At 77.1% G+C, this 18,412-nt stretch carries 19 protein-coding genes; 2 read left to right on the top strand and 17 right to left on the bottom strand.

Features of this window, described 5'->3' with window-relative positions:
- From FA014_RS09925 to FA014_RS09890, 8 genes are all read right to left on the bottom strand, one after another.
- The coding region (locus FA014_RS09925) for an amidohydrolase (protein ID WP_154729524.1) at positions 1-1,443 on the bottom strand (1,443 nt) is incomplete at its 3' end.
- A gap of 61 nt (positions 1,444-1,504) precedes the next feature.
- Positions 1,505-4,378 (bottom strand): DEAD/DEAH box helicase, encoded by a 2,874-nt coding sequence (locus tag FA014_RS09920; RefSeq protein WP_154729523.1) that lies wholly within the window; start codon positions 4,376-4,378, stop codon positions 1,505-1,507.
- Between the two features lie 9 nt (positions 4,379-4,387).
- Positions 4,388-5,314, bottom strand: a complete 927-nt coding sequence (locus FA014_RS09915) for a diacylglycerol/lipid kinase family protein (protein WP_154729522.1) — start codon at positions 5,312-5,314, stop codon at positions 4,388-4,390.
- Complete coding sequence (tatC, locus tag FA014_RS09910) at positions 5,311-6,102, bottom strand: twin-arginine translocase subunit TatC (RefSeq protein WP_154729526.1); 792 nt, start codon at positions 6,100-6,102, stop codon at positions 5,311-5,313. The genes FA014_RS09915 and tatC overlap by 4 nt, the downstream gene beginning before the upstream one ends.
- Positions 6,103-6,141: 39 nt before the next feature.
- On the bottom strand, positions 6,142-6,450 hold the full coding sequence (gene tatA / locus FA014_RS09905) for a Sec-independent protein translocase subunit TatA (protein ID WP_154729521.1): 309 nt from the start codon (positions 6,448-6,450) through the stop codon (positions 6,142-6,144).
- 108 nt (positions 6,451-6,558) lie between these two features.
- A complete protein-coding gene (locus FA014_RS09900; protein ID WP_154729520.1) occupies positions 6,559-6,900 on the bottom strand; it encodes a hypothetical protein in 342 nt (113 codons plus the stop codon).
- 17 nt (positions 6,901-6,917) lie between these two features.
- Positions 6,918-7,889, bottom strand: a complete 972-nt coding sequence (locus FA014_RS09895; RefSeq protein WP_154729519.1) for a helix-turn-helix transcriptional regulator — start codon at positions 7,887-7,889, stop codon at positions 6,918-6,920.
- Positions 7,882-8,997, bottom strand: coding sequence for a helix-turn-helix transcriptional regulator (locus FA014_RS09890; protein WP_154729518.1), 1,116 nt, complete (start codon positions 8,995-8,997; stop codon positions 7,882-7,884). The genes FA014_RS09895 and FA014_RS09890 overlap by 8 nt, the downstream gene beginning before the upstream one ends.
- A 34-nt stretch (positions 8,998-9,031) precedes the next feature.
- On the opposite strand from FA014_RS09890, the gene FA014_RS09885 reads away from it, so the two are divergent.
- Both FA014_RS09885 and FA014_RS09880 read left to right on the top strand, forming a co-directional pair.
- Entirely contained in the window at positions 9,032-10,339 is a 1,308-nt protein-coding gene (locus FA014_RS09885) for a DUF3866 family protein (protein ID WP_154729517.1), read from the top strand.
- Positions 10,340-10,826: 487 nt separating this feature from the next.
- Entirely contained in the window at positions 10,827-12,419 is a 1,593-nt protein-coding gene (locus FA014_RS09880) for an HNH endonuclease signature motif containing protein (RefSeq protein WP_195969237.1), read from the top strand.
- Positions 12,420-12,633: 214 nt separating this feature from the next.
- On the opposite strand, the gene FA014_RS09875 is transcribed toward FA014_RS09880, so the two are convergent.
- The 9 genes from FA014_RS09875 to FA014_RS09835 form a co-directional block, all read right to left on the bottom strand.
- Positions 12,634-12,933: a hypothetical protein gene (locus FA014_RS09875; RefSeq protein WP_154729515.1), complete on the bottom strand. Its 300-nt coding sequence runs from the start codon at positions 12,931-12,933 to the stop codon at positions 12,634-12,636.
- Between the two features lie 26 nt (positions 12,934-12,959).
- Entirely contained in the window at positions 12,960-13,496 is a 537-nt protein-coding gene (locus FA014_RS09870; RefSeq protein WP_154729514.1) for a PH domain-containing protein, read from the bottom strand.
- 87 nt (positions 13,497-13,583) lie between these two features.
- A complete protein-coding gene (hisG, locus tag FA014_RS09865; protein ID WP_154729513.1) occupies positions 13,584-14,432 on the bottom strand; it encodes an ATP phosphoribosyltransferase in 849 nt (282 codons plus the stop codon).
- A 56-nt stretch (positions 14,433-14,488) separates the two neighbouring features.
- Positions 14,489-14,752, bottom strand: coding sequence for a phosphoribosyl-ATP diphosphatase (locus tag FA014_RS09860; protein ID WP_154729512.1), 264 nt, complete (start codon positions 14,750-14,752; stop codon positions 14,489-14,491).
- A 59-nt stretch (positions 14,753-14,811) separates the two neighbouring features.
- Positions 14,812-15,510: a nicotinamide riboside transporter PnuC gene (pnuC, locus tag FA014_RS09855; protein WP_154729511.1), complete on the bottom strand. Its 699-nt coding sequence runs from the start codon at positions 15,508-15,510 to the stop codon at positions 14,812-14,814.
- A complete protein-coding gene (gene ribH, locus FA014_RS09850; protein WP_154729510.1) occupies positions 15,507-15,977 on the bottom strand; it encodes a 6,7-dimethyl-8-ribityllumazine synthase in 471 nt (156 codons plus the stop codon). The genes pnuC and ribH overlap by 4 nt, the downstream gene beginning before the upstream one ends.
- On the bottom strand, positions 15,974-17,317 hold the full coding sequence (gene ribB, locus FA014_RS09845) for a 3,4-dihydroxy-2-butanone-4-phosphate synthase (RefSeq protein ID WP_154729525.1): 1,344 nt from the start codon (positions 17,315-17,317) through the stop codon (positions 15,974-15,976). Before ribB ends, ribH begins: the two co-directional genes overlap by 4 nt.
- Positions 17,318-17,370: 53 nt before the next feature.
- Complete coding sequence (locus FA014_RS09840; protein WP_154729509.1) at positions 17,371-18,036, bottom strand: riboflavin synthase; 666 nt, start codon at positions 18,034-18,036, stop codon at positions 17,371-17,373.
- A partial coding sequence (locus tag FA014_RS09835; RefSeq protein WP_195969236.1) for a RibD family protein occupies positions 18,036-18,412 on the bottom strand: 377 nt, incomplete at its 5' end. The genes FA014_RS09840 and FA014_RS09835, both read right to left, overlap by 1 nt.

Genomic DNA, 18,412 nt, shown 5'->3' with positions numbered 1-18,412 from the left:
CCCCGCCGCCCAGCCCCCGCGGGTGTGCGCGGCCAGCGCCGCCCCGACCGGCAGCCGCTGGTCCGGCGTCCGGTGCCGGACGGCGGCCCGCACGGCGCCCCACGGGTCGAAGGGCGTCACCGGGCTGTCGGACCCGAACGCCAGCGGCACGCCCGCCGCCCGCAGGTCGGCGAGCGGGTGCAGGGACGCGGCCCGCCCCCGGCCCAGCCGCGCGGCGTACGTCCCGTCGTCGCCGCCCCACGCGTCGTCGAAGGCGGGCTGCACGGACGCCGTGAGCCCGAGCAGCACCAGGGCGGCGAGCGCGGGCGCGTCGAGCATCGACGCGTGCTCCAGCCGGTGCCCGCCGGCGCGCACGGCGTCCACGCCCTCGACCTCGGCGGCGACGCGGAACCCGAGCAGCACCTCGTCGAGCGCCCGGTCGCCGATGACGTGGAACGCCGCGGGCACCCCGGCGCGGGTGGCGGACGCCACGTGGTTGCTCACCTGCTCGGCGGTCAGGGCGAGCCGGCCCGCGGGGTGCGCCCACCCGTCCGGGGCGTCGGCGTACGGGACCCGCAGCGCGGCGGTCCTGCTGCCGAGCGCCCCGTCGGCGGCGAGGTCCCCGCCGACGCCCGCCAGGCCGGGGATCGCGGCGGCGAGGGCGCGGACGTCGTCGGCCGTCTCGCAGAGCTCGGCGCGCCAGCCCGTGACCAGCGGCAGCGCGGACACCGGGTCCGCCGTCAGCGCCAGCAGCGCCGCGAGGCCCGCCCGGGTGTCCGTCTCCGGGGTGCTCTGCTCGTGCACGGCGACGATCCCGGCGCGCGCGGCGGACTCCAGGGCGCCGCGGTGCCGGGCCTCCCGCGCGTCGGCGGGCAGGTCGCGGACGGCCGCGCGCGCCGCGGCGTGCGCCGCGCCCGTGACCAGGCCGTCCGCGCGCCACCCGGGGAGCGTCGCGAGCCCGAGCACCTCGGCGAACGACGTCGACACCACGCCGGCGTGCAGGTCGACCCGGCCGAGGTAGACCGGCGCCCCGCCGGCGGCCGCGTCGAGCTCGTCCCGCGTCGGCGGCCTGCCCTCGGGCCAGGCGTCCTCCGCCCAGCCCCAGCCGGTGAGCGGCGAGCCCTCGGCGGCCAGCCGGCGGCCGACCGCCCCGGTCGCGGCCGCGCGCACCGCGGCCAGCGCCTCGGCGAGCGACCCGCACCCCGCCAGGTCCACGCCCGCGCGGGCCAGCCCGGTGTCCAGCACGTGCGCGTGCGCGTCGACGAAGCCGGGGGTCACGAGCGCGCCGCGCAGGTCGACCACGTCGTCGGCCCCGTCCGCCAGGCCGTCCGCCTCGTCGGCGCCACCGACCCAGGCGACGAGTCCGTCGGCCACCAGCAGGGCGGAGGGCGCGTCGGGGGCGCCGGGCGCGGCGAGGACGGCGGGCGTCACCACCGCGCCGCCCCGGTACAGGGTGGTGCTCACGCGGGAACGATAACCGGGCAGGTCACCACCGACCCGTCGGCGTCCGCGACCGCCGGGCGGATCAGGTGCCCGCGTACGCCACGACGCCCCGGCGCACCGCGGTGACCGCCTTGCGCGCCGTCTCCCGGAGCCGCGCGTCGGGGGCCGCCTTCGCCACCTGGTCGAGCACGTCGACGACCTGCTTGCACCAGCGCACGAAGTCGCCCGCCGCGAGGTCCGCGTCCCGCAGCACCGCGTCCAGCCCGCGCCCGGCCGCCCACCGGTGCACCGGCGCGACCAGGCCGAGGTCGAGCGGCTGGGTCGACTCGATGCGGCGCGCGCTCTCGAGGTCGTCCAGCTCGGACCAGATGCGGGTCGTCGCGTCCAGGGCGATGCCCAGCCGGCTCGACGGCCCGCCCGGCACCGCGGGGCTGCGGTCCCGGTCGTCACGGCGCGCCGAGTACACGACCGCCGACACCGCCGCGGCGAGCCCGGGCACGTCGAGCTCGGCCCACGCCCCCCGCCGGAGGCACTCGGCGAGCAGCAGGTCGTTCTCCGCGTACAGCCGCCGCAGCCAGCGGCCCTCGTCGGTCACCACCGTGCCGTCCTCGTCGTCCGCCGCCAGGTACCCCAGGGTGACCAGCACGTCGCAGATCCGGTCGAACACGATGGCGATCGACCCGGTGCGCCCCTCGATGCGGCGGACCAGCGACCGGTGCTCGCCCTCCAGCCGGTACCAGCGCTCCGCCCAGCGGGCGTGCTCCTCGCGGTCCGGGCACTGGTGGCACGGGTGGGCGCGCAGCTCCCGGCGCAGCGCGGCGATCGCCTCGTCCTCGTCCTCCGCCACCGGGTGTCCGCGCCGGCGGCTCGGTGCGACCCCGGTGATCCGGCCGGCGGCGATCTCGCCGCGCAGCGTCGCCGCCAGGTCCCGCCGGTGCGAGGCCGCCCGGGGCGAGAACCCCTTGGGCACCCGCAGCCGGCCGACGCTCTTGACCCCGTCGCCGACCTCCTGCACCGACAGCCGGCGCACCTCGCGCTCCGTGGTGAGCACCATCGGGCGCGCGCCCTCGAAACCGCCGTGCGCCCCGGGGTCCACCACCACGGCGTACGTGGACCGCCGCCCGCCGGGCACCGCGACCACGTCACCGACCGCCAGGCCCTGCAGGCTCGCGGCCGCCTGCTGCCGGCGCGCGGCGGCACCGGCCCGGTGCACGCCGCGCTCGCGGTCGGAGAGCTCCCGGCGCAGCGCGAAGTACTCGCCGAAGTCGCCGAGGTGGCAGGTCATGGCCTCGGCGTACCCCTCCATCGCCTCGGCGTGGCTCTGCGCCTGCCGGGCGAGCCCGACGACCCCGCGGTCCGCCTGGAACTGCGCGAAGGACGTCTCCAGCACCTCGCGGGCCCGGACCCGGCCGACCTGGGCGACCAGGTTGACCGCCATGTTGTAGGTCGGCCGGAACGCCGAGCGCAGCGGGTAGAGCCGCTTGGAGGCGAGGCCGGCCAGGGCCATCGGGTCCAGGTCTCCCCGGCCCAGCACCACGGCGTGCCCCTCGGAGTCGATCCCCCGCCGCCCGGCGCGCCCCGTGAGCTGGGTGTACTCCCCCGGCGTGATGTCGACGTGGTGCGAGCCGTCCCACTTGACCAGCTTCTCCAGCACCACGGACCGGGCCGGCATGTTGATCCCCAGCGCGAGCGTCTCCGTCGCGAACACGACCTTGACCAGCCCGCGGGCGAACGCCTCCTCCACCGTCTCCTTGAACGCCGGCAGCATCCCCGCGTGGTGCGCGGCGACCCCGCGCACCAGCGCGTCCACGAATCCCCAGTAGCCGACGACGTCCAGGTCCTCCGGCGCGATCGACGCGCACCGGGTCTCCGCGATGAGCCGGATCTCCTCGGCCTCCGCCGGGGACGTCAGCCGCAGCCCGCCCGCGAGGCACTGCGCCACGGCGGCGTCGCAGCCGGCGCGCGAGAAGATGAACACGATCGCCGGCAGCAGGCCCGCCTCGTCCAGCACGTCGACCATGACGGGCCGCGGCACCGGCCGGGGACCGCCCCCGCCGCCCGGTCCGCCGCCCCCGGGACCGCCGCCGGGACGCCGCCCGCCCGGACCCCGGTACCCGCGGTCGCCGGCGCCCCGGCGACCCCGGTGGGGCGCGTCGGACGCGCGCTCCGCCCGACGGAGCAGGTGCGCGAGCTCGGGGTTGATCGGCGGGTTCGCACCCGGGGCGGTGGGGTCCACGTGGCCCGCGTACAGGTCCAGCAGGTCGTCGCGCACGAGCACGTGCTGGCCGAGGGGCACCGGCCGGTGCTCGCTGACGACCACGGCCGTGTCGCCGCGGACGGTGCGCAGCCAGTCGCCGAACTCCTCGGCGTTCGACACGGTGGCGGACAGCGACACCAGCTGCACGTCGTCGGGCAGGTGGATGATCACCTCCTCCCACACCGGGCCGCGGAACCGGTCCGCCAGGTAGTGCACCTCGTCCATCACCACGAAGCCGAGGCCGTCGAGCGTGCTCGACCCGGCGTACAGCATGTTGCGCAGCACCTCGGTGGTCATGACGACCACCGGAGCCTCGCCGTTCTGCGTGGTGTCCCCGGTGAGCAGGCCCACCTGCTCCGCGCCGTACCGGCGGACCAGGTCGCCGTACTTCTGGTTCGACAGCGCCTTGATCGGCGTCGTGTAGAACGCCTTGCGGCCGGTGGCGAGCGCGAGGTGCACCGCGAACTCCCCGACGACGGTCTTGCCCGCGCCGGTGGGCGCCGCGACCAGCACGCCGCTGCCGCGCTCCACCGCCTCGCAGGACTCCACCTGGAAGTCGTCGAGCGGGAAGTCCAGGAGCTGCCGGAACCGGGCGAGCTCGGACTTCTCCGCCTGCGCCCGGAGCCGCGCGGCGGCGTACCGCTCGGCCGGGGACAGCTCGTCGGGCTCGGGGGTGCGTGCGGTGCTGCGTCGTGCCACGCGCCCACCCTAGGTCGGGTTGGCCGCCAGCACCCGGACGGCGCCCGGCACGACCTCCGCGAGCAGGGGCACGGGGCCGATCCGCTCCCCGTCCGCGTGCGCCTCCGGCGGCGTGCGCCCGAGGTGCGGCGCGGGCTCCACCAGCACCCGGCGGCTGCGGATCACCTGCACCTGCGGGTGCCGCACGTGCCGGCCCAGGTACATGCCGGGGAAGATGCGCACCACGCCCGCCCGGCTGAACGGGCCGGCGACCACGACGTCCAGCAGCCCGTCGTCCAGCCGCGCGTCCGGCGCGACCCGGACCCCGCCGCCGATCCACGGGCCGTTGGCCGCGACCACCACCGTGCCCGCCGACTCCCAGACGCCCTCGTCCGTGGTCAGCCGGTAGCCGTAGGGCCGGAACGCCCGCAGCTCGGGGGCCAGCGCGCGCACGTACCGCGCCGGGCCCCGCGGCCAGGACATCGCGTTCGCCCGCGCGTTCGCCGCGGCGTCGATCCCGCAGGACAGCGCACCGAGGTACCACTCGCGCGCGGACTGGGCCGGCGAGCCGACCCGGACGGCGTCGATCGCCCGCGGCCCGACCAGCAGCGCCCGCTCGATCGCCTCGACCGACCCGGCGACGTCCCCGCGCGGCAGGCCCAGCGCCCGCGCGACGTCGTTCCCCGTACCGCCGGCGACGATGCCCAGCGGCAGGTCCGTCTCCGCCACCACGTTGGCGCCCAGGTGCACCAGGCCGTCGCCCCCGACCACGACGAGCGCGTCCAGGCCCGCGACGGCCGCCCGCCGGGCGTGCGCGGTCGCCGTCCGCAGGTCCCGCGCGGTCAGGTCCTCGACCCGGTGCCCGCGGCGGCGCAGGGCGTCCAGCACCGCCGTACCCACGCCGGTCCCGCGTCCCTTGCCCGCCACGGGGTTCACCACGACCCCGAGGTGGCTCACGTGGCGAGCGTCCCGTCCGTGGCCCCGCCGAGACCCTCCGCGTCGCGGGCCCGCTCGGCCGCCGCCAGCCGCTTGTCCGAGCGCCGGTCGTGCAGCACGCACACGCCGAGCGCCGCGAAGTACAGGCCGCAGATCGGCAGCGCCATGACGATCATCGTGATCGCGTCCGGCGTCGGCGTCATCACCGCCGCGAACACGAACGCGAGCAGCACCGCCCACCGCCAGCCCTTGGCCCACGTGCTCGCGCGGACCAGGCCGACCAGGTTGATGCACACCATGACGACCGGCAGCACGAACGCCAGCCCGAACGCCAGCACGAACCGCATGACGAAGCTCAGGTACGCCTGCGCGTCGATGAAGTTCGACGCGCCCTCGGGCGTGAAGTCCGTCAGCACCCGGACGGCCGTGGGCAGCGTCCACGCGGACAGCGCGGCGCCGGCCAGGAACAACGGCACCGACGCCGCCAGGAACCCGACCGCCGACCGCTTCTCCCGGCGGGTGAGGCCGGGGGTGATGAACGCCCACAGCTGGTAGAGCCACCACGGGCTCGACACGATGACGCCGAGGAACAGCGACACCTTGATCTGCATGTCGAACGCGCTGGCCAGGCCGGCGAAGTTCACCGACACCCGGCCGTCGCGGCCCGCCGCGGTCTCGAGCAGCGGCTGCTGCAGGCGCTCGAACACCGGCTCGTAGAGGAACCAGCCCGCGACCGCCCCGACCGCCAGGCCGACCGCGGCCAGGAACAGCCGCTTCCGGAGCTCGAGCAGGTGCTCGCGCAGCGGCATCCGGCCCTCGGGGTCGGGCCGTCTCTTGCGCGCCACGGATCAGACGCTGGGGGTGGTGCTGCCGCTCGCCGGAGGCTGCTGGCCGGGCTGGTCGAGCGAGGGCGCGGGGGCCGCGGACGGCGCGGGGTTCACGACGGGGCCCTGCGCCAGCGGCGGGGCGGGCGCGGCCGTCGGCGGCGGGGCGGGCACGGTGCGCGGCTCGTCCTCGGCCAGGTCCTTGACCTCCCGCTTGAAGATCCGCAGCGACTCGCCCACCGACTTCGCCAGGTCCGGCAGCCGGCGCGCCCCGAACAGCAGGAGGATGACGACGAGCAGCACGACGATGTGCCAGGGCTTCAGGGCGTTCATGACGATCCTGTCGGACGGGAGACGTTGACCTGTCCGATCCTAACGGGCGCAGCCACCCGCACCGGGTGACCCGGCGCGGGTGGCTGCGTGGCGCCCCGCGCGCCCGCGTCAGCGCGTGTAGGCGCGCCAGCCCTCGCGGGTGCGGCGGTCCCGCTCGCGGCGGCGCTCCCGGCGCTCGGCCGCCTGCTCCCGCAGCAGCGCCCAGCTGTCCCGTGCCTCCTCCGGGTCCGGCAGCAGCACCGCCTCGCGGGCGGCGCGGGCCGCGCGCTCCGCCTCCTGCGCCTGCTCCGAGATCGTCGACACGTGCTCGGCGAGCTGCCCGAGCACCGCGGACGCCTCCTGCAGCTCGGCGACCAGCGCGCGGAACCGCCGCCAGAGGTCGCGGCCCAGGAAGAACGCGCCGACCAGGGTGCCGAGGACCAGCACCGACCACACGACCACCCAGACCATCGGGCCAACCTATCCCGTCAGCCCGCCAGCGGGCCGTACGCCGCCAGCGCCGCACGCGCCCGGGCCGCCACGTCGCGCGCGACCTCCGGCGGCCGCACGTCCAGGACGTCGTCCGCGGCCTGGAGCAGCAGGCTGCGCAGGAACGCCCGCTGGCCCACGCGCACGTCCACCTCGAACGAGCCGTCCGGCAGGTTCCGCACCGCCTCGACCGGCACCGTCTCCGCCACCCACCGGCCCGTGCTGCGCAGGTGCAGCGTCGCCACGTCGCCGGTCAGGTCGAACCGGAACTCCGCCGTCGCGCCCCGGCCCGCGCCGGGGTGCGGCACCGCCGGCGCGTCCAGCACCTCGGCGGCCAGCACCCGGTCCAGCCGGAACAGCCGCTCGTCGCCCGCCCGCAGGCACCACGCCTGCAGGTAGGACCGCTCGTCGCTCGTCGTCATCCGCAGCGGGTCCACGTCGCGGTCGCTGGTCACGTCCGACGCGTTCACGTAGCGGATCCGCAGCCGGCGGCCGGTCGCCAGCGCCCGGCGGATCGCCGCGACCACCTCGGGCCGGCCGTCCACCGCGAGCCGCACGTCGACCGCACCCGCCGCCTCCCCCGTCGCCGCCGTGAGCTTGGCCAGCGTCGAGCGCAGCACCTCCGCCTGCTCGGGCTCGAGCGTCGGGCCGAGGTCGGCGACCACCGCCCTCAGCGCCGCGAGCAGCGTCACCGCCTCGCGGGTGCCGAGCCGCAGCGGCCGGGTCATCCCGCGCGACTCCGTCAGCCGGATCTCCCCGCGGTCGTAAGAGTCCGCGTCGAAGTCGATCAGGTCGTGCGGGTAGTAGCCGGGCGTACCGCTCATCCAGAGCGTGTCGACGTCCGCCATCACCTGCGCCGGCGTCACGCCGAAGTGCTCGGCCAGCTGCTCGACCGACACGCCGTCGTTGCGGTCCAGGTAGCCGATCATCCCGAGCAGCCGCAGCAGCCGCTCGCTCGCGCGCTCAGCCACGGGGGGCCTCCTCCTCGGTCGTGCCGTCCGCGCCGGGGGCGCTGCGGGCGTCGTCGGCGCCGACTGCGCCGTTGCCGCCGTTGCCGCCGTCCCCGCCGTCCCCGCCGTCCCCGCCGTCGAGCGTCGCGGCCACACGGAGCAGGCCCAGCACCGCCTCGCGCAGCTCCGGCGGGTCGGCGACGAGCACCGCGTCCCCGTAGCCGGCGACCTCCTCCGCGAGCTCCCAGGTCGCGCGGTAGGCCACCCGCACCAGGTCCCGGTCCGCGACCGCCGCCCGCAGCGCGGGCGACGCGTCGGCGGGCAGGTCCGTCGGCACGCCGCGTGCCCGGAGCGCCTCCGCGCGCTCCGCCCGCAGCGCCAGCACCGCCGTCCGCTCGTCGCGCACGTCCCAGGACCGCAGGGCCGCCTCCGTCTGCTCCGGCGTCGGCGTGTCGAACGCCCCGGCCGCGCCGACGGCCTTGACCCGGCCCTCGATCCGGCTGAGCCGGAAGGACCGCGTGCCACCGCGGTCGACGTCGAAGCCCACGAGGAACCAGCCGCCCCGGCGCGCCACCAGGCGCCACGGCTCGACCAGGCGGTCGCGCACCTCGCCCGTGCTCGCCGCGCGGTAGGTGAACCGGACCCGCTGCCGCGCCTGCACGGCGTCGAGCAGCGGCGGAAACGCGTCGCCGCCCGCCCGCACCCGCGGCGCCAGGCCTGCCGCGAGGTCGCTCGACCCCGCCCCCGCACCCACCGCCCGGAGCTTGGTGAGCGCCCGGGAGGTGTCCGCCCGCACCGACCGGTCCTGCCAGAACTCCGCGGCCAGCGACAGCGCGCCCAGCTCCGCCGACGTCAGCTCCAGCGGGGGCAGCGCGTACGCGTCCTGGTCGATCCGGTAGCCGACGTCGTCGCCGTGGCCCGCCGACGTCACCGTCGCGACCGGGATCCCGAGCTCGCGCAGGGTGTCCTTGTCCCGCTCGAACATCCGCTCGAACGACTCGTCGGACGGGGCGTCGCCGTAGCCCGCGACCGTGCGGCGGATCTGCTCCTTCGTCATCCGGCCCGGCGTGTGCACCAGGGCGATGACGAGGTTGAGCAGCCGCTCGGCGGGGTGGATCTGTTCGGGCATCGGGGACAACCGTAGTGGCCGGTAGCGTGGTCCGGTGATCACATGGCGCTCGGGCATCGTGGAGCAGGTCGGACGGTCGTGGCCCGGGGCCCAGGAGCTGACGGTCGTCGTCGCCGACGGCGTGTCCGGGCCGGATCCCGTGACCGTGCGGGCGCTCGCGTACCCGGCGCTCGTCGGGGACCTGCGGGCGGGCGACGCCGTCCTGCTGAACGTGTCGGCGCTCGCGCGCGGGCTCGGCACCGGCGGGTACGCCCTCGTCGTCGCCCCCGGCTCGCCCGACCGGCTGCCCGCCGACCCGCCCGCCGGACCCGGGCACCTGGTCAAGGCCCGGTACACCCCGCTGCAGGCGATGGTGCTCGGCGTCGACGACCAGGAGTCGCCCCACCACGAGGTCCTGCGCGACGCCGACGACCTCGCGGGGCTGCCCGTCGTCGTCGCCGACCTGCACTCCGCGCTGCCCGCCGTCGTCGCGGGCATCCGGTACGCCGACGCCCTCCTGCCGCGTGCCGGTTCGGGCGCCGCGCCGCTGCGCGTGGCCTACGTCATGACCGACGGCGGCGCGCTGCCCGCCTGGTTCTCCATGGCGGTCGCCGGGTTGCGCGAGGCCGGCTGGATCGAGGCCTGCCTCACCGCCGGCCAGGCCTTCGGCGGCGACCACGAGGCCGTCACCCTGCACACCGCGCTTCTCGCCGCCCGGCACGTCGTCGGCGCGGACGTCGTCGTCGTCGCGCAGGGGCCCGGCAACCTCGGCACCGGGACCCGGTGGGGCTTCTCCGGGGTCGCCGCCGGCGAGGCCGTCAACGCCGCCGCCGTCCTCGGGGGCCGGCCCGTGGCGTCCCTGCGGGTGTCCGGCGCCGACGCGCGCGCCCGGCACCTCGGGGTGTCGCACCACTCGCTGACCGCCTACGGGCGGGTCGCGCTGGCGCCCGCCGACGTGGTGGTGCCGGTGTTCGACCCCGCCGGGGGCGAGCCGGTCGACGTCGCCGGCGTCGCGGGCGGGCTCGGGCCGGGGGTCGGTGCCGGGGCCCGCCTCGGTGCCGGTGCTGGGGCCGGCGCCGTCGAGGAGCAGCCCGGGCTGCGCGTGCCCGACCCCGAGGAGCACCCAGCCGCCCACCTCGCGGCCGTCGGGCGGCGCGTGGCCCAGCAGGCGCTGGCGCTCGGTGCACCCGCGGGGCGGCACCGGCTCGTCGACGTCCCCGCCGGCGCGGACCTGCTCACCGCGCTCGGCTCCTCGCCCGTGCGGCTGTCCACCATGGGACGGGGGCTCGGGCAGGACCCGGCGGCGTTCCTCGCCGCCGCGGCGGCGGGCGTGCACGCGGCCCGGCTGGCCCGCGGGGTCTGAGGGAGCCGCGGGCCTGAGGCACCGCGGCCGGAAGGGCCCACGGCCGGGGCGACCCGCGGGCTGAGCGGCCCGCCGGTCGAGCGGCCCGCCGGCTGAGCGGCCACCGCCGGCTGAGCGGCCCGCGGGCTGAGAGCACGCCCGGCCCCGGGGGGTCGACTCGCTCGCGCAGCGCGCTGCGAGCGGGCGCCGAGTCCTCCACAGGCGCCAGGACGCGCGTCGTCCCCAGGCCGGCGGCGGTCCGCGAGGGGGTGTCGGTGGCGGTCCGTACGGTGGTGTCATGCCCGCTGACCTGCGCGAACCCGCTCCCGGCCCCGGCTCCCAGCCGGGTCGGGCAGTGCTCGCGTGCGGGTGCGGCTGCACCTGCGGCGCGGGCGGCACGGGACGTCGCGAGGAGGACTCGGCCGGGTTCGCGAACCCGACAGCGGCGGGAGCGGCCCCGACAGCGGCGGGCACCCACCGTGGCGCGCTGATCGCTGACCCCGCGGCGGTGGTGGCGGAGTTCCTGGACCCTGACCTGCCCCGGTCCGAGCGGTTGACGGAGGCGCTGGACCGGACACCGACCGGAGCGCAGCTGGCCCGGTTGCTCGAGGCGCTCGACCCGCGGGCGCTGGACGACTACGACCTGGCGGAGCTGGCCGCGGGGTTCACCCGGATGTCCGGGTGGGCGCACGCGGGGCTGGCCACCACCGCCGTCGAGCTCGCCCGCCGCCCGGGCATGGGCCCGCGCTCGGACCCGCGCTCGACGCGACAGGCAGGCATGACCTCCGGGCGGGTCGCGGCGATGTCGCTGTCGGCGCGGCTGAACCGGTCCCCGCGGGACACCGCGACGTTGATCCGGGAGGGTGCGGCGTTCGCCGGCACCCTGGCCGACACCGGTGCGGCGTTGCGCGACGGGCGGATCAGCGTGCCGGCGGGCCGGGCGATCGTGGCCCGGCTGGGCGACCAGCTCCCCTCGGTGTCCCAGCCCGTGCAGGACTTCGTGCTGCCCCGCGCGCCGCACTCGACCCTCACCCAGGTCAGGGTGGACCTGGAGCGCGCACTGCTGCGGGTCGACCCCGAGCACGCCCAGGACCGGCGTGACACCGCCCGAGCCGCGCGGGGCGTCACCCACCCGCGGGTGCTGCCGGACCAGATGGCCGAGATGCACCTCGTGCTGCCCGCCGAGCACGCGATCGGCGTCGACACCGCCCTGCAGGGCGCTGCCCGCTCGGCCCGGGCCGCGGGTGACCCGCGCACCCTGGACCAGCTGCGCGCCGACGCCCTCGTCAGCGCCATCCTGACCGGCACCCCGGCCGCCGCCCTCGCGTCCGCCGGTGCCTCGCCCGCGGCCGTGCCCGGGTACCTGCCGTCCCCAGGCGGAACCGACGCGCTCGCTCCCGGAGTCGGGGTCGACGCCCCTCCCGCGACCGACCGGCCCGCACCGAGCCCGACCGGCCCCGGTGTCGCCGTGCCGCCCTCGGGCGCCGGCCGGGCCGGGACCCGTGACCCGCGCACCCACGTCCTGGTGACCGTGCCGCTGTCGTCCCTGATCGGTCAGGACGACACCCCCGCCGACCTCGCGGGGTACGGACCGATCGACGCCACGACCGCGCGCGCCCTCGCACAGGGCGGGGTGTGGCGGCGGCTGGTCACCGACGACCTGTCCGGCACCGTCCTCGACGTCGGACGCACCACGTACCGGCCACCAGCAGCCCTCGCCGACCACGTCCGGTACCGCGACCGCACCTGCACCTTCCCCGGCTGCCCCGTGCCCGCGTACCACTGCGACCTCGACCACACCCGGGACTGGTCACCCGCACCCGAGGACCCGCACCCCCCGGGCAGCACCAGCCACACCAACCTCGGCCCCGCCTGCCCCCGCCACCACCGCGCCAAGCACCTCGCCCGGTTCGCCCTGCGCCAACCCGAACCCGGCGTCCACGAGTGGACCGACCCCACCGGACACCGCTACCGCACCCGCCCCGGCACCGACCACCCCACCGAGCACCTCAGCGGCCCGCTCCGCCTCCGGGCACCACGCCTCGGCGACCTGCCGGACCCACCCGCGCCCGGCGACGACGAGGACCTTCCGCCGTACTGACACCACGCAGGCGCTGCGGCACGGCTCGCCTGCGGCACGGCTCGCCTGCGGCACGGCTCGCCTGCGGCACGGCTCGCCTGCGGCACGGCTCGCCTGCGGCGCTGCTCACCTGCCGTGCCGATCGTCTACGGCCCGGCGATCCTGGGTCAGCAGACCGTCGCGGACGCGAGCCGCTGAGCACCCGGCGCTCCGCCGGTGGGAGGCAGCGGGCGGCTCACCGGGGGTGGGTGAACGAGACCGGCTTCCCGGCGGCCCGGGCGTAGGCGATCTCCCGCGCGGTGGACTCCCCCACGTACCCACCGGGGTCGACCACCAGCACCCGGTCGGCCAGGTCGATCCTGTGCAGGTGGAGGGCGCCGAGCGCGGTCCGCTGCTCGTCGGTGAGGGGACCGCCCACCTCGCTCGGCGCGACGACGACGGCACCCTCGAGGCTCAGCTCCCGGTGGGCCGCACGCAGCTCCTCCGCGAACCGGGCGGAGCCGCAGAGGCAGACGATCTCCGGTCGGTCCTCCATGCTCAGCTCCTTCTCGGACGAACGGGCTAGTCGTCCCGCGCGGTCCGCTGCCGTGCCGCCACCAGGGTCGCGAGCCGCTTCGCCTCGCGCCGGGCCCGCTCGCCGTCGGAGCGTTGCACGCCCATGACCGCGAGGGTGTCGCCGTCGTCCAGGTCGAGCTGGACCCACGGCCGGCCCTCGCCGAAGCGGACCCACACGATCTCGGCCCACGCGACGGTCCGGGTGCTGGCGAGGTTGCGCACGCGCAGCCCCTCGGCGGTGGGGGTGGCGGCGACGGTCGCCTGGCGCCAGAGGAACCAGACGATGGCGAGCCCGACCAGCGCGATCCCGCTGAGGTCGGCCGTGGACCAGCCCTGGATCCCGGTGGTGGAGAGCAGCACGATGAGCAGGACGGTCGCGAGGGCCACCACGACGCCGAGCGTGCCGGTGACGACGCGGGCGGCCCGCGGCCGGAACACGTCGTCGAGCGCCGGCCGCCGGCCGGACTCGCCCGCTCCTCCGGCGCGCGGGTCGTCCCCGCCCGGGTTCCCGTCCCGCGAGCCTCGCCCCGGCTCGCCGGTCATCGCCCGTCCACCCAGGAGGTCGCCCGTCGCCGACGCACCCCGGCCGTCGCCCGTCGCCGATCCGCCCCGGTCATCGTGTCCGCCGCGTCAGAGCCGGCAGGCGTGGATGGAGGTGACGAGGATGGCGCGGGCACCGACGTCGTACAGCGCGTCCATCACCCGGTTGGTCTCCGAGCGCCGCACCATGGCCCGGACGGCCGCCCAGTCGCGGTTGTGCAGGGGCGACACGGTGGGCGACTCCAGGCCGGGCGTGATCGCGACGGCCTGCTCGACGAGCGCGGTCGGCACGTCGTAGTCCATGAGCACGTACTCCCGGGCGGTCAGCACGCCCTGGAGGCGCCGGGTGAGCACGTCGAGGCCGGCGGGCTCGTCGACGCCGGCGCGTCGCACGAGCACGGCCTCGCTCTTGAGGATCGGGTCGCCGAAGACGTCGAGGCCCGCGGCCCGCAGGGTGGTGCCCGTCTCGACGACGTCGGCGATGACGTCGGCGACGCCGAGCCGGATCGCGGTCTCGACGGCGCCGTCCAGCCGGACGACCTCGGAGGGCACGACGCCCTGGCTGCGCAGGTAGTCGGCGACGAGCACGGGGTACGACGTGGCGACGCGCCGGCCGGCGACCTCGCGGACGTCGTTCATCTGGCCGGCCTGGGTGGCGAACCGGAAGGTCGACCGGGCGAAGCCGAGCTGCAGGTGCTCGGTGGCGGGCGACTCGGAGTCGAGCAGCAGGTCGCGGCCGGTGATGCCGACGTCGACGGTGCCGGTGCCGACGTACACCGCGATGTCGCGGGGACGCAGGAAGAAGAACTCGACGCCGTTGTCGGCGTCGGGCAGGACGAGCTCGCGGGAGTCGCGGCGCTGGCGGTAGCCCGCCTCGCGCAGCATGTCGGAGGCGGGCTCGGCGAGCGAGCCCTTGTTCGGGACGGCGATCCTCAGCACGGGGGTTCTCCGGGGGTGTTCAGGTGTGAAAGGGCGGAGGGGTCGAGCGGGCCGGGTCAGAGGTGGGCGTACACGTCCTCGAGCGTGAGGCCCTTGGCGACCATGAGCACCTGCAGGTGGTAGAGGAGCTGGGAGATCTCCTCGGCGGTGCGGGCGTCGCCCTCGTGCTCGGCGGCCGTCCAGACCTCGGCGGCCTCCTCGACGATCTTCTTGCCGATCGCATGGACGCCGGCGTCCAGCTCCTTGACGGTGCCCGAGCCGGCGGGCCGGGTGGCCGCCTTCTCGGTGAGCTCAGCGAACAGCGCGTCGAACGTCTTCACGCCCGCCAGGGTAGACGGTCGGACGCCCTCCCCCGGTCCGGCGTCCACAGCCCGGGCGCTCATCCCTCGACGCCCGCGGCGGCCGTGACCTGCTGCGGCTCGGACTCCCGCCGGGCGCGCCACCAGACGACGAAGCCCGACACGACCACGCCCGCGTAGACGAGGTAGAGGAAGGCGGACGGGTAGTAGCCCGCGCTGAGCAGCAGGGGCACGCCGACGGCGTCGACCGCGATCCAGATGAGCCAGAACTCGATCCAGCCGCGCGCCATGCCGTAGGTGGCGAGCAGGGAGCCGACGAAGATCCACGCGTCGGCCCACGGCCCCCAGGACCCGAGGGCGCGGAACACGAGGGCGCACGCGACGGTGCCGACGACGCCGACGACGCCGAGCTGGATCCAGCCGGACCGCCCGGCCCACCGCGGGATCACGGCGGGCGCGTCGGCGTCGCCGTGCTCGCGGGCGACGCGGCGGGCCTGCGACCAGCGCACCCAGCCGTACACGGCGACGGCGACGAAGAACACCTGCCGCCCCGCCTGGCCGTAGAGGTCGCGGGCCTGCGGGGTGTGGAAGACGCCGCCGAGGAAGACCGTGAACAGCAGGACGTTGCCGACGATGCCGACGGGCCACGCCCACACCTTGCGGCGCAGGCCGCCGAGCGCGGAGGCGAGGCCGAACAGGTTCCCGATCACCTCGCGCCAGAGCACGGGGTGTCCGGCGACCACGAGCTGGGCGTCGAACAGCCAGCCGAGGACGTTCACAGCCCGCGCAGCGCGACGACGGTGGCCACCGCCGCCTCGGCCGCCTCCGCGCCCTTGTCCTCGTGCGAGCCCTCGAGGCCCGCGCGGTCGAGGGCCTGGGCCTCGTCGTCGCAGGTGAGCACGCCGAAGCCGACCGGGACGCCGGTCTGCACGGCGACGTCGGTGAGGCCGGAGGTGGCGGCCTGGCAGACGTAGTCGAAGTGCGGGGTGCCGCCGCGGATGACGACGCCGAGCGCGACGACCGCGTCGTAGTCGCCGGACCGGGCGAGCCGACCCGCCGCGACGGGGAGCTCGAACGTGCCGGGCACGCGCACCTCCCGCACGTCGGCGACACCGGCGGCGGCCAGCGCGCGCCGGGACCCGGCGAGCAGGCCGTCCATGACCGTGGTGTGCCAGCTGGCCGCGACGACGGCGACCCGCAGGCCGCTCCCGTCGACGGTGAGGGTGGGAGCGCCGTTGCCGCTCATCGTGCGTCCTCCGTACGAGACGTGGTGGTCGGGCCCGAGGGGGCCGGGCCCGTGGGGGTGGTGCTGCCGGGGTGGTGCGGGTCGCGGTCCAGGCCGGGGAGCAGGTGCCCCATGGCCCGGGCCTTGGTGCGCAGGTAGGCCTCGTTGTGGGGGGTCCGGCCGACCTCGAGCCCGCGCACCTCGGCGACGTCGATGCCGTGCGCGGTGAGTCCCGCGACCTTGGCGGGGTTGTTGGTCAGCAGGGTGATCCGGCGGGCGCCGAGGTCCGCCAGGATCGCGGCCGCCGCGCCGTACTCGCGCCGGTCGGCGGGCCAGCCGAGGTCGATGTTCGCCTCGACGGTGTCGCGGCCCTGGTCCTGCAGGGCGTAGGCGCCGATCTTCGCGAGCAGGCCGATCCCCCGGCCCTCGTGCCCGCGCAGGTAGACGACGGCCCCGCCCTCGCGGGCCGCGCGCTCGAGGGCGGCGTCGAGCTGGGGGCCGCAGTCGCAGCGCGCCGAGCCGAAGGCGTCACCGGTGAGGCACTCGGAGTGCACCCGGACGACCGGCTGCTCGGCCAGCCCCTGCGCGGCGACCAGGGCGACGTGGTCCGCCCCGGTGCGCAGGTCGCGGTAGGCGTGCACCCGGAACTCGCCGTGCCGGGTGGGCAGCACGGCGCTGTGCGCGCGGTGCACGCGGCGCCCGGGCGCGGCCGCGGCCGCGTCGGGCCCCGGCTCCGGCTCGGCCGGCAGGTCGTCGTGCGCGGTGCGCCAGGCGATGAGGTCGGCGATGGTGAGCACGACCAGGCCGTGCTCGCGCGCCAGCGCCGCCGTCGCGGGCAGCCGCATCATCGTGCCGTCGTCGTGCACGAGCTCGGCGATGGCGGCGACCGGCTCGACCCCGGCCAGCCGGCACAGGTCGACGGCTGCCTCGGTGTGCCCGGCGCGGTGCAGGACGCCGCCGGGCACGGCGCGCAGCGGGAGCACGTGCCCCGGCCGGATCAGGTCCTCGGTGCCGGACGCCGGGTCGGCGAGCACCCGCAGGGTGCGGGTGCGGTCGGCCGCGGAGATGCCGGTGGAGACGCCCGACGCCGCGTCCACGGTGACCGTGTACGCGGTGCGCCGCGGGTCCTGGGAGGACGGCACCATGAGCGGCAGGTCGAGGGCGTCCGCCCGCGCCGCGGTCATCGGCACGCACAGGTAGCCCGACGAGTGCCGGATGGTCCACGCGACCCACTCCGGCGTCGCCAGGGAGGCGGCCAGGATGACGTCGGCCTCGTTCTCGCGGTCCTCGGAGTCGGAGACCAGCACCGGGCGTCCGGCACGGAGCTCGGCGAGCGCCTGCTCGACGGTGCCGAGCTCGATCGGGGTCTCGCCGTCCGGCCGGGTGGGGTCGGGGAGCACGGGGTCGACGGCGGTCACCGGGTCACCTCCGACGCGCCGGCGACGCCCGCCACCGCGCCGGCGGTCAGCAGGCGCTCGACGTACTTCGCCAGCACGTCGACCTCGAGGTTGACGCGGGTCCCGACGGCCGCGCCGCCGAGGGTCGTCGCGGCGAGCGTCGTCGGGATCAGCGACACGCCGAACCAGTCCGGCCCGACCGCGCTGACCGTGAGCGAGACGCCGGCGACGGCGACGGAGCCCTTCTCCGCGACGTACCGGGCGAGGGCCGGGTCGAGCGCGATCTCCACCTCGTCCCAGCGCGGCCCGGGCGTGCGCCGCCGCACGATGCCGACGCCGTCGACGTGCCCCTGGACGACGTGGCCGCCCAGCCGGGCGTCGGCACGCACGGCGCGCTCGAGGTTGACCGGGGACCCGGGTGCCAGGTCGGCGAGGGCGGTCCTGCGCAGCGACTCGGGCATGACGTCGACGGCGAAGGTGCCGTCGCCGGGCAGGTCGGTGACGGTGAGGCAGACGCCGGACACCGCGATCGAGTCGCCGTGCCGGGCGTCGGAGGTGACCAGCGGGCCACGCAGCACGAGACGCGCGTCGCCCTCCCCCGCGCCGCCCGCGGCGGCGTCCCCGCCCGGTGCCAGGTCCAGCTGCACCACGGTGCCGACCTCCTCGACGATGCCGGTGAACATCAGCGCTCCTCCTCCTCGACGTCGGCCACGACGAGCACGTCGGGCCCCAGCGGTCGTACCTCGCGGGTCCGCAGCCGCAGCGCGTCCCCGATCGAACCGATCCCCAGGTCGCCCACGGCGGCCCGGCCCGTACCCAGCAGCACGGGGGCGACGTACGCGTGCACCTGGTCCACGACGCCCGCCCGCAGGAACGCCGCGGCGATCGTCGGCCCGCCCTCGACCAGCGCGCGGCGCACCTCGCGGGCGTGCAGCGCGGCCAGCACCTCCCGCGGGTCGCGGGTGCGCAGGTGCAGCACCTCCCCGCCGGGGCCGGCGAGCCGGCCGGCGGCGGGCAGGTCGCGGGTGCCGACGACGACCCGCAGCGGCTGGTGCGCGG

Source organism: Cellulomonas hominis (assembly GCF_005239125.1).
Taxonomy (GTDB): domain Bacteria; phylum Actinomycetota; class Actinomycetes; order Actinomycetales; family Cellulomonadaceae; genus Cellulomonas; species Cellulomonas hominis_A.
Note: the sequence above shows the minus strand (reverse complement) of the source record. Positions and strands in the feature narration are given on the sequence as shown.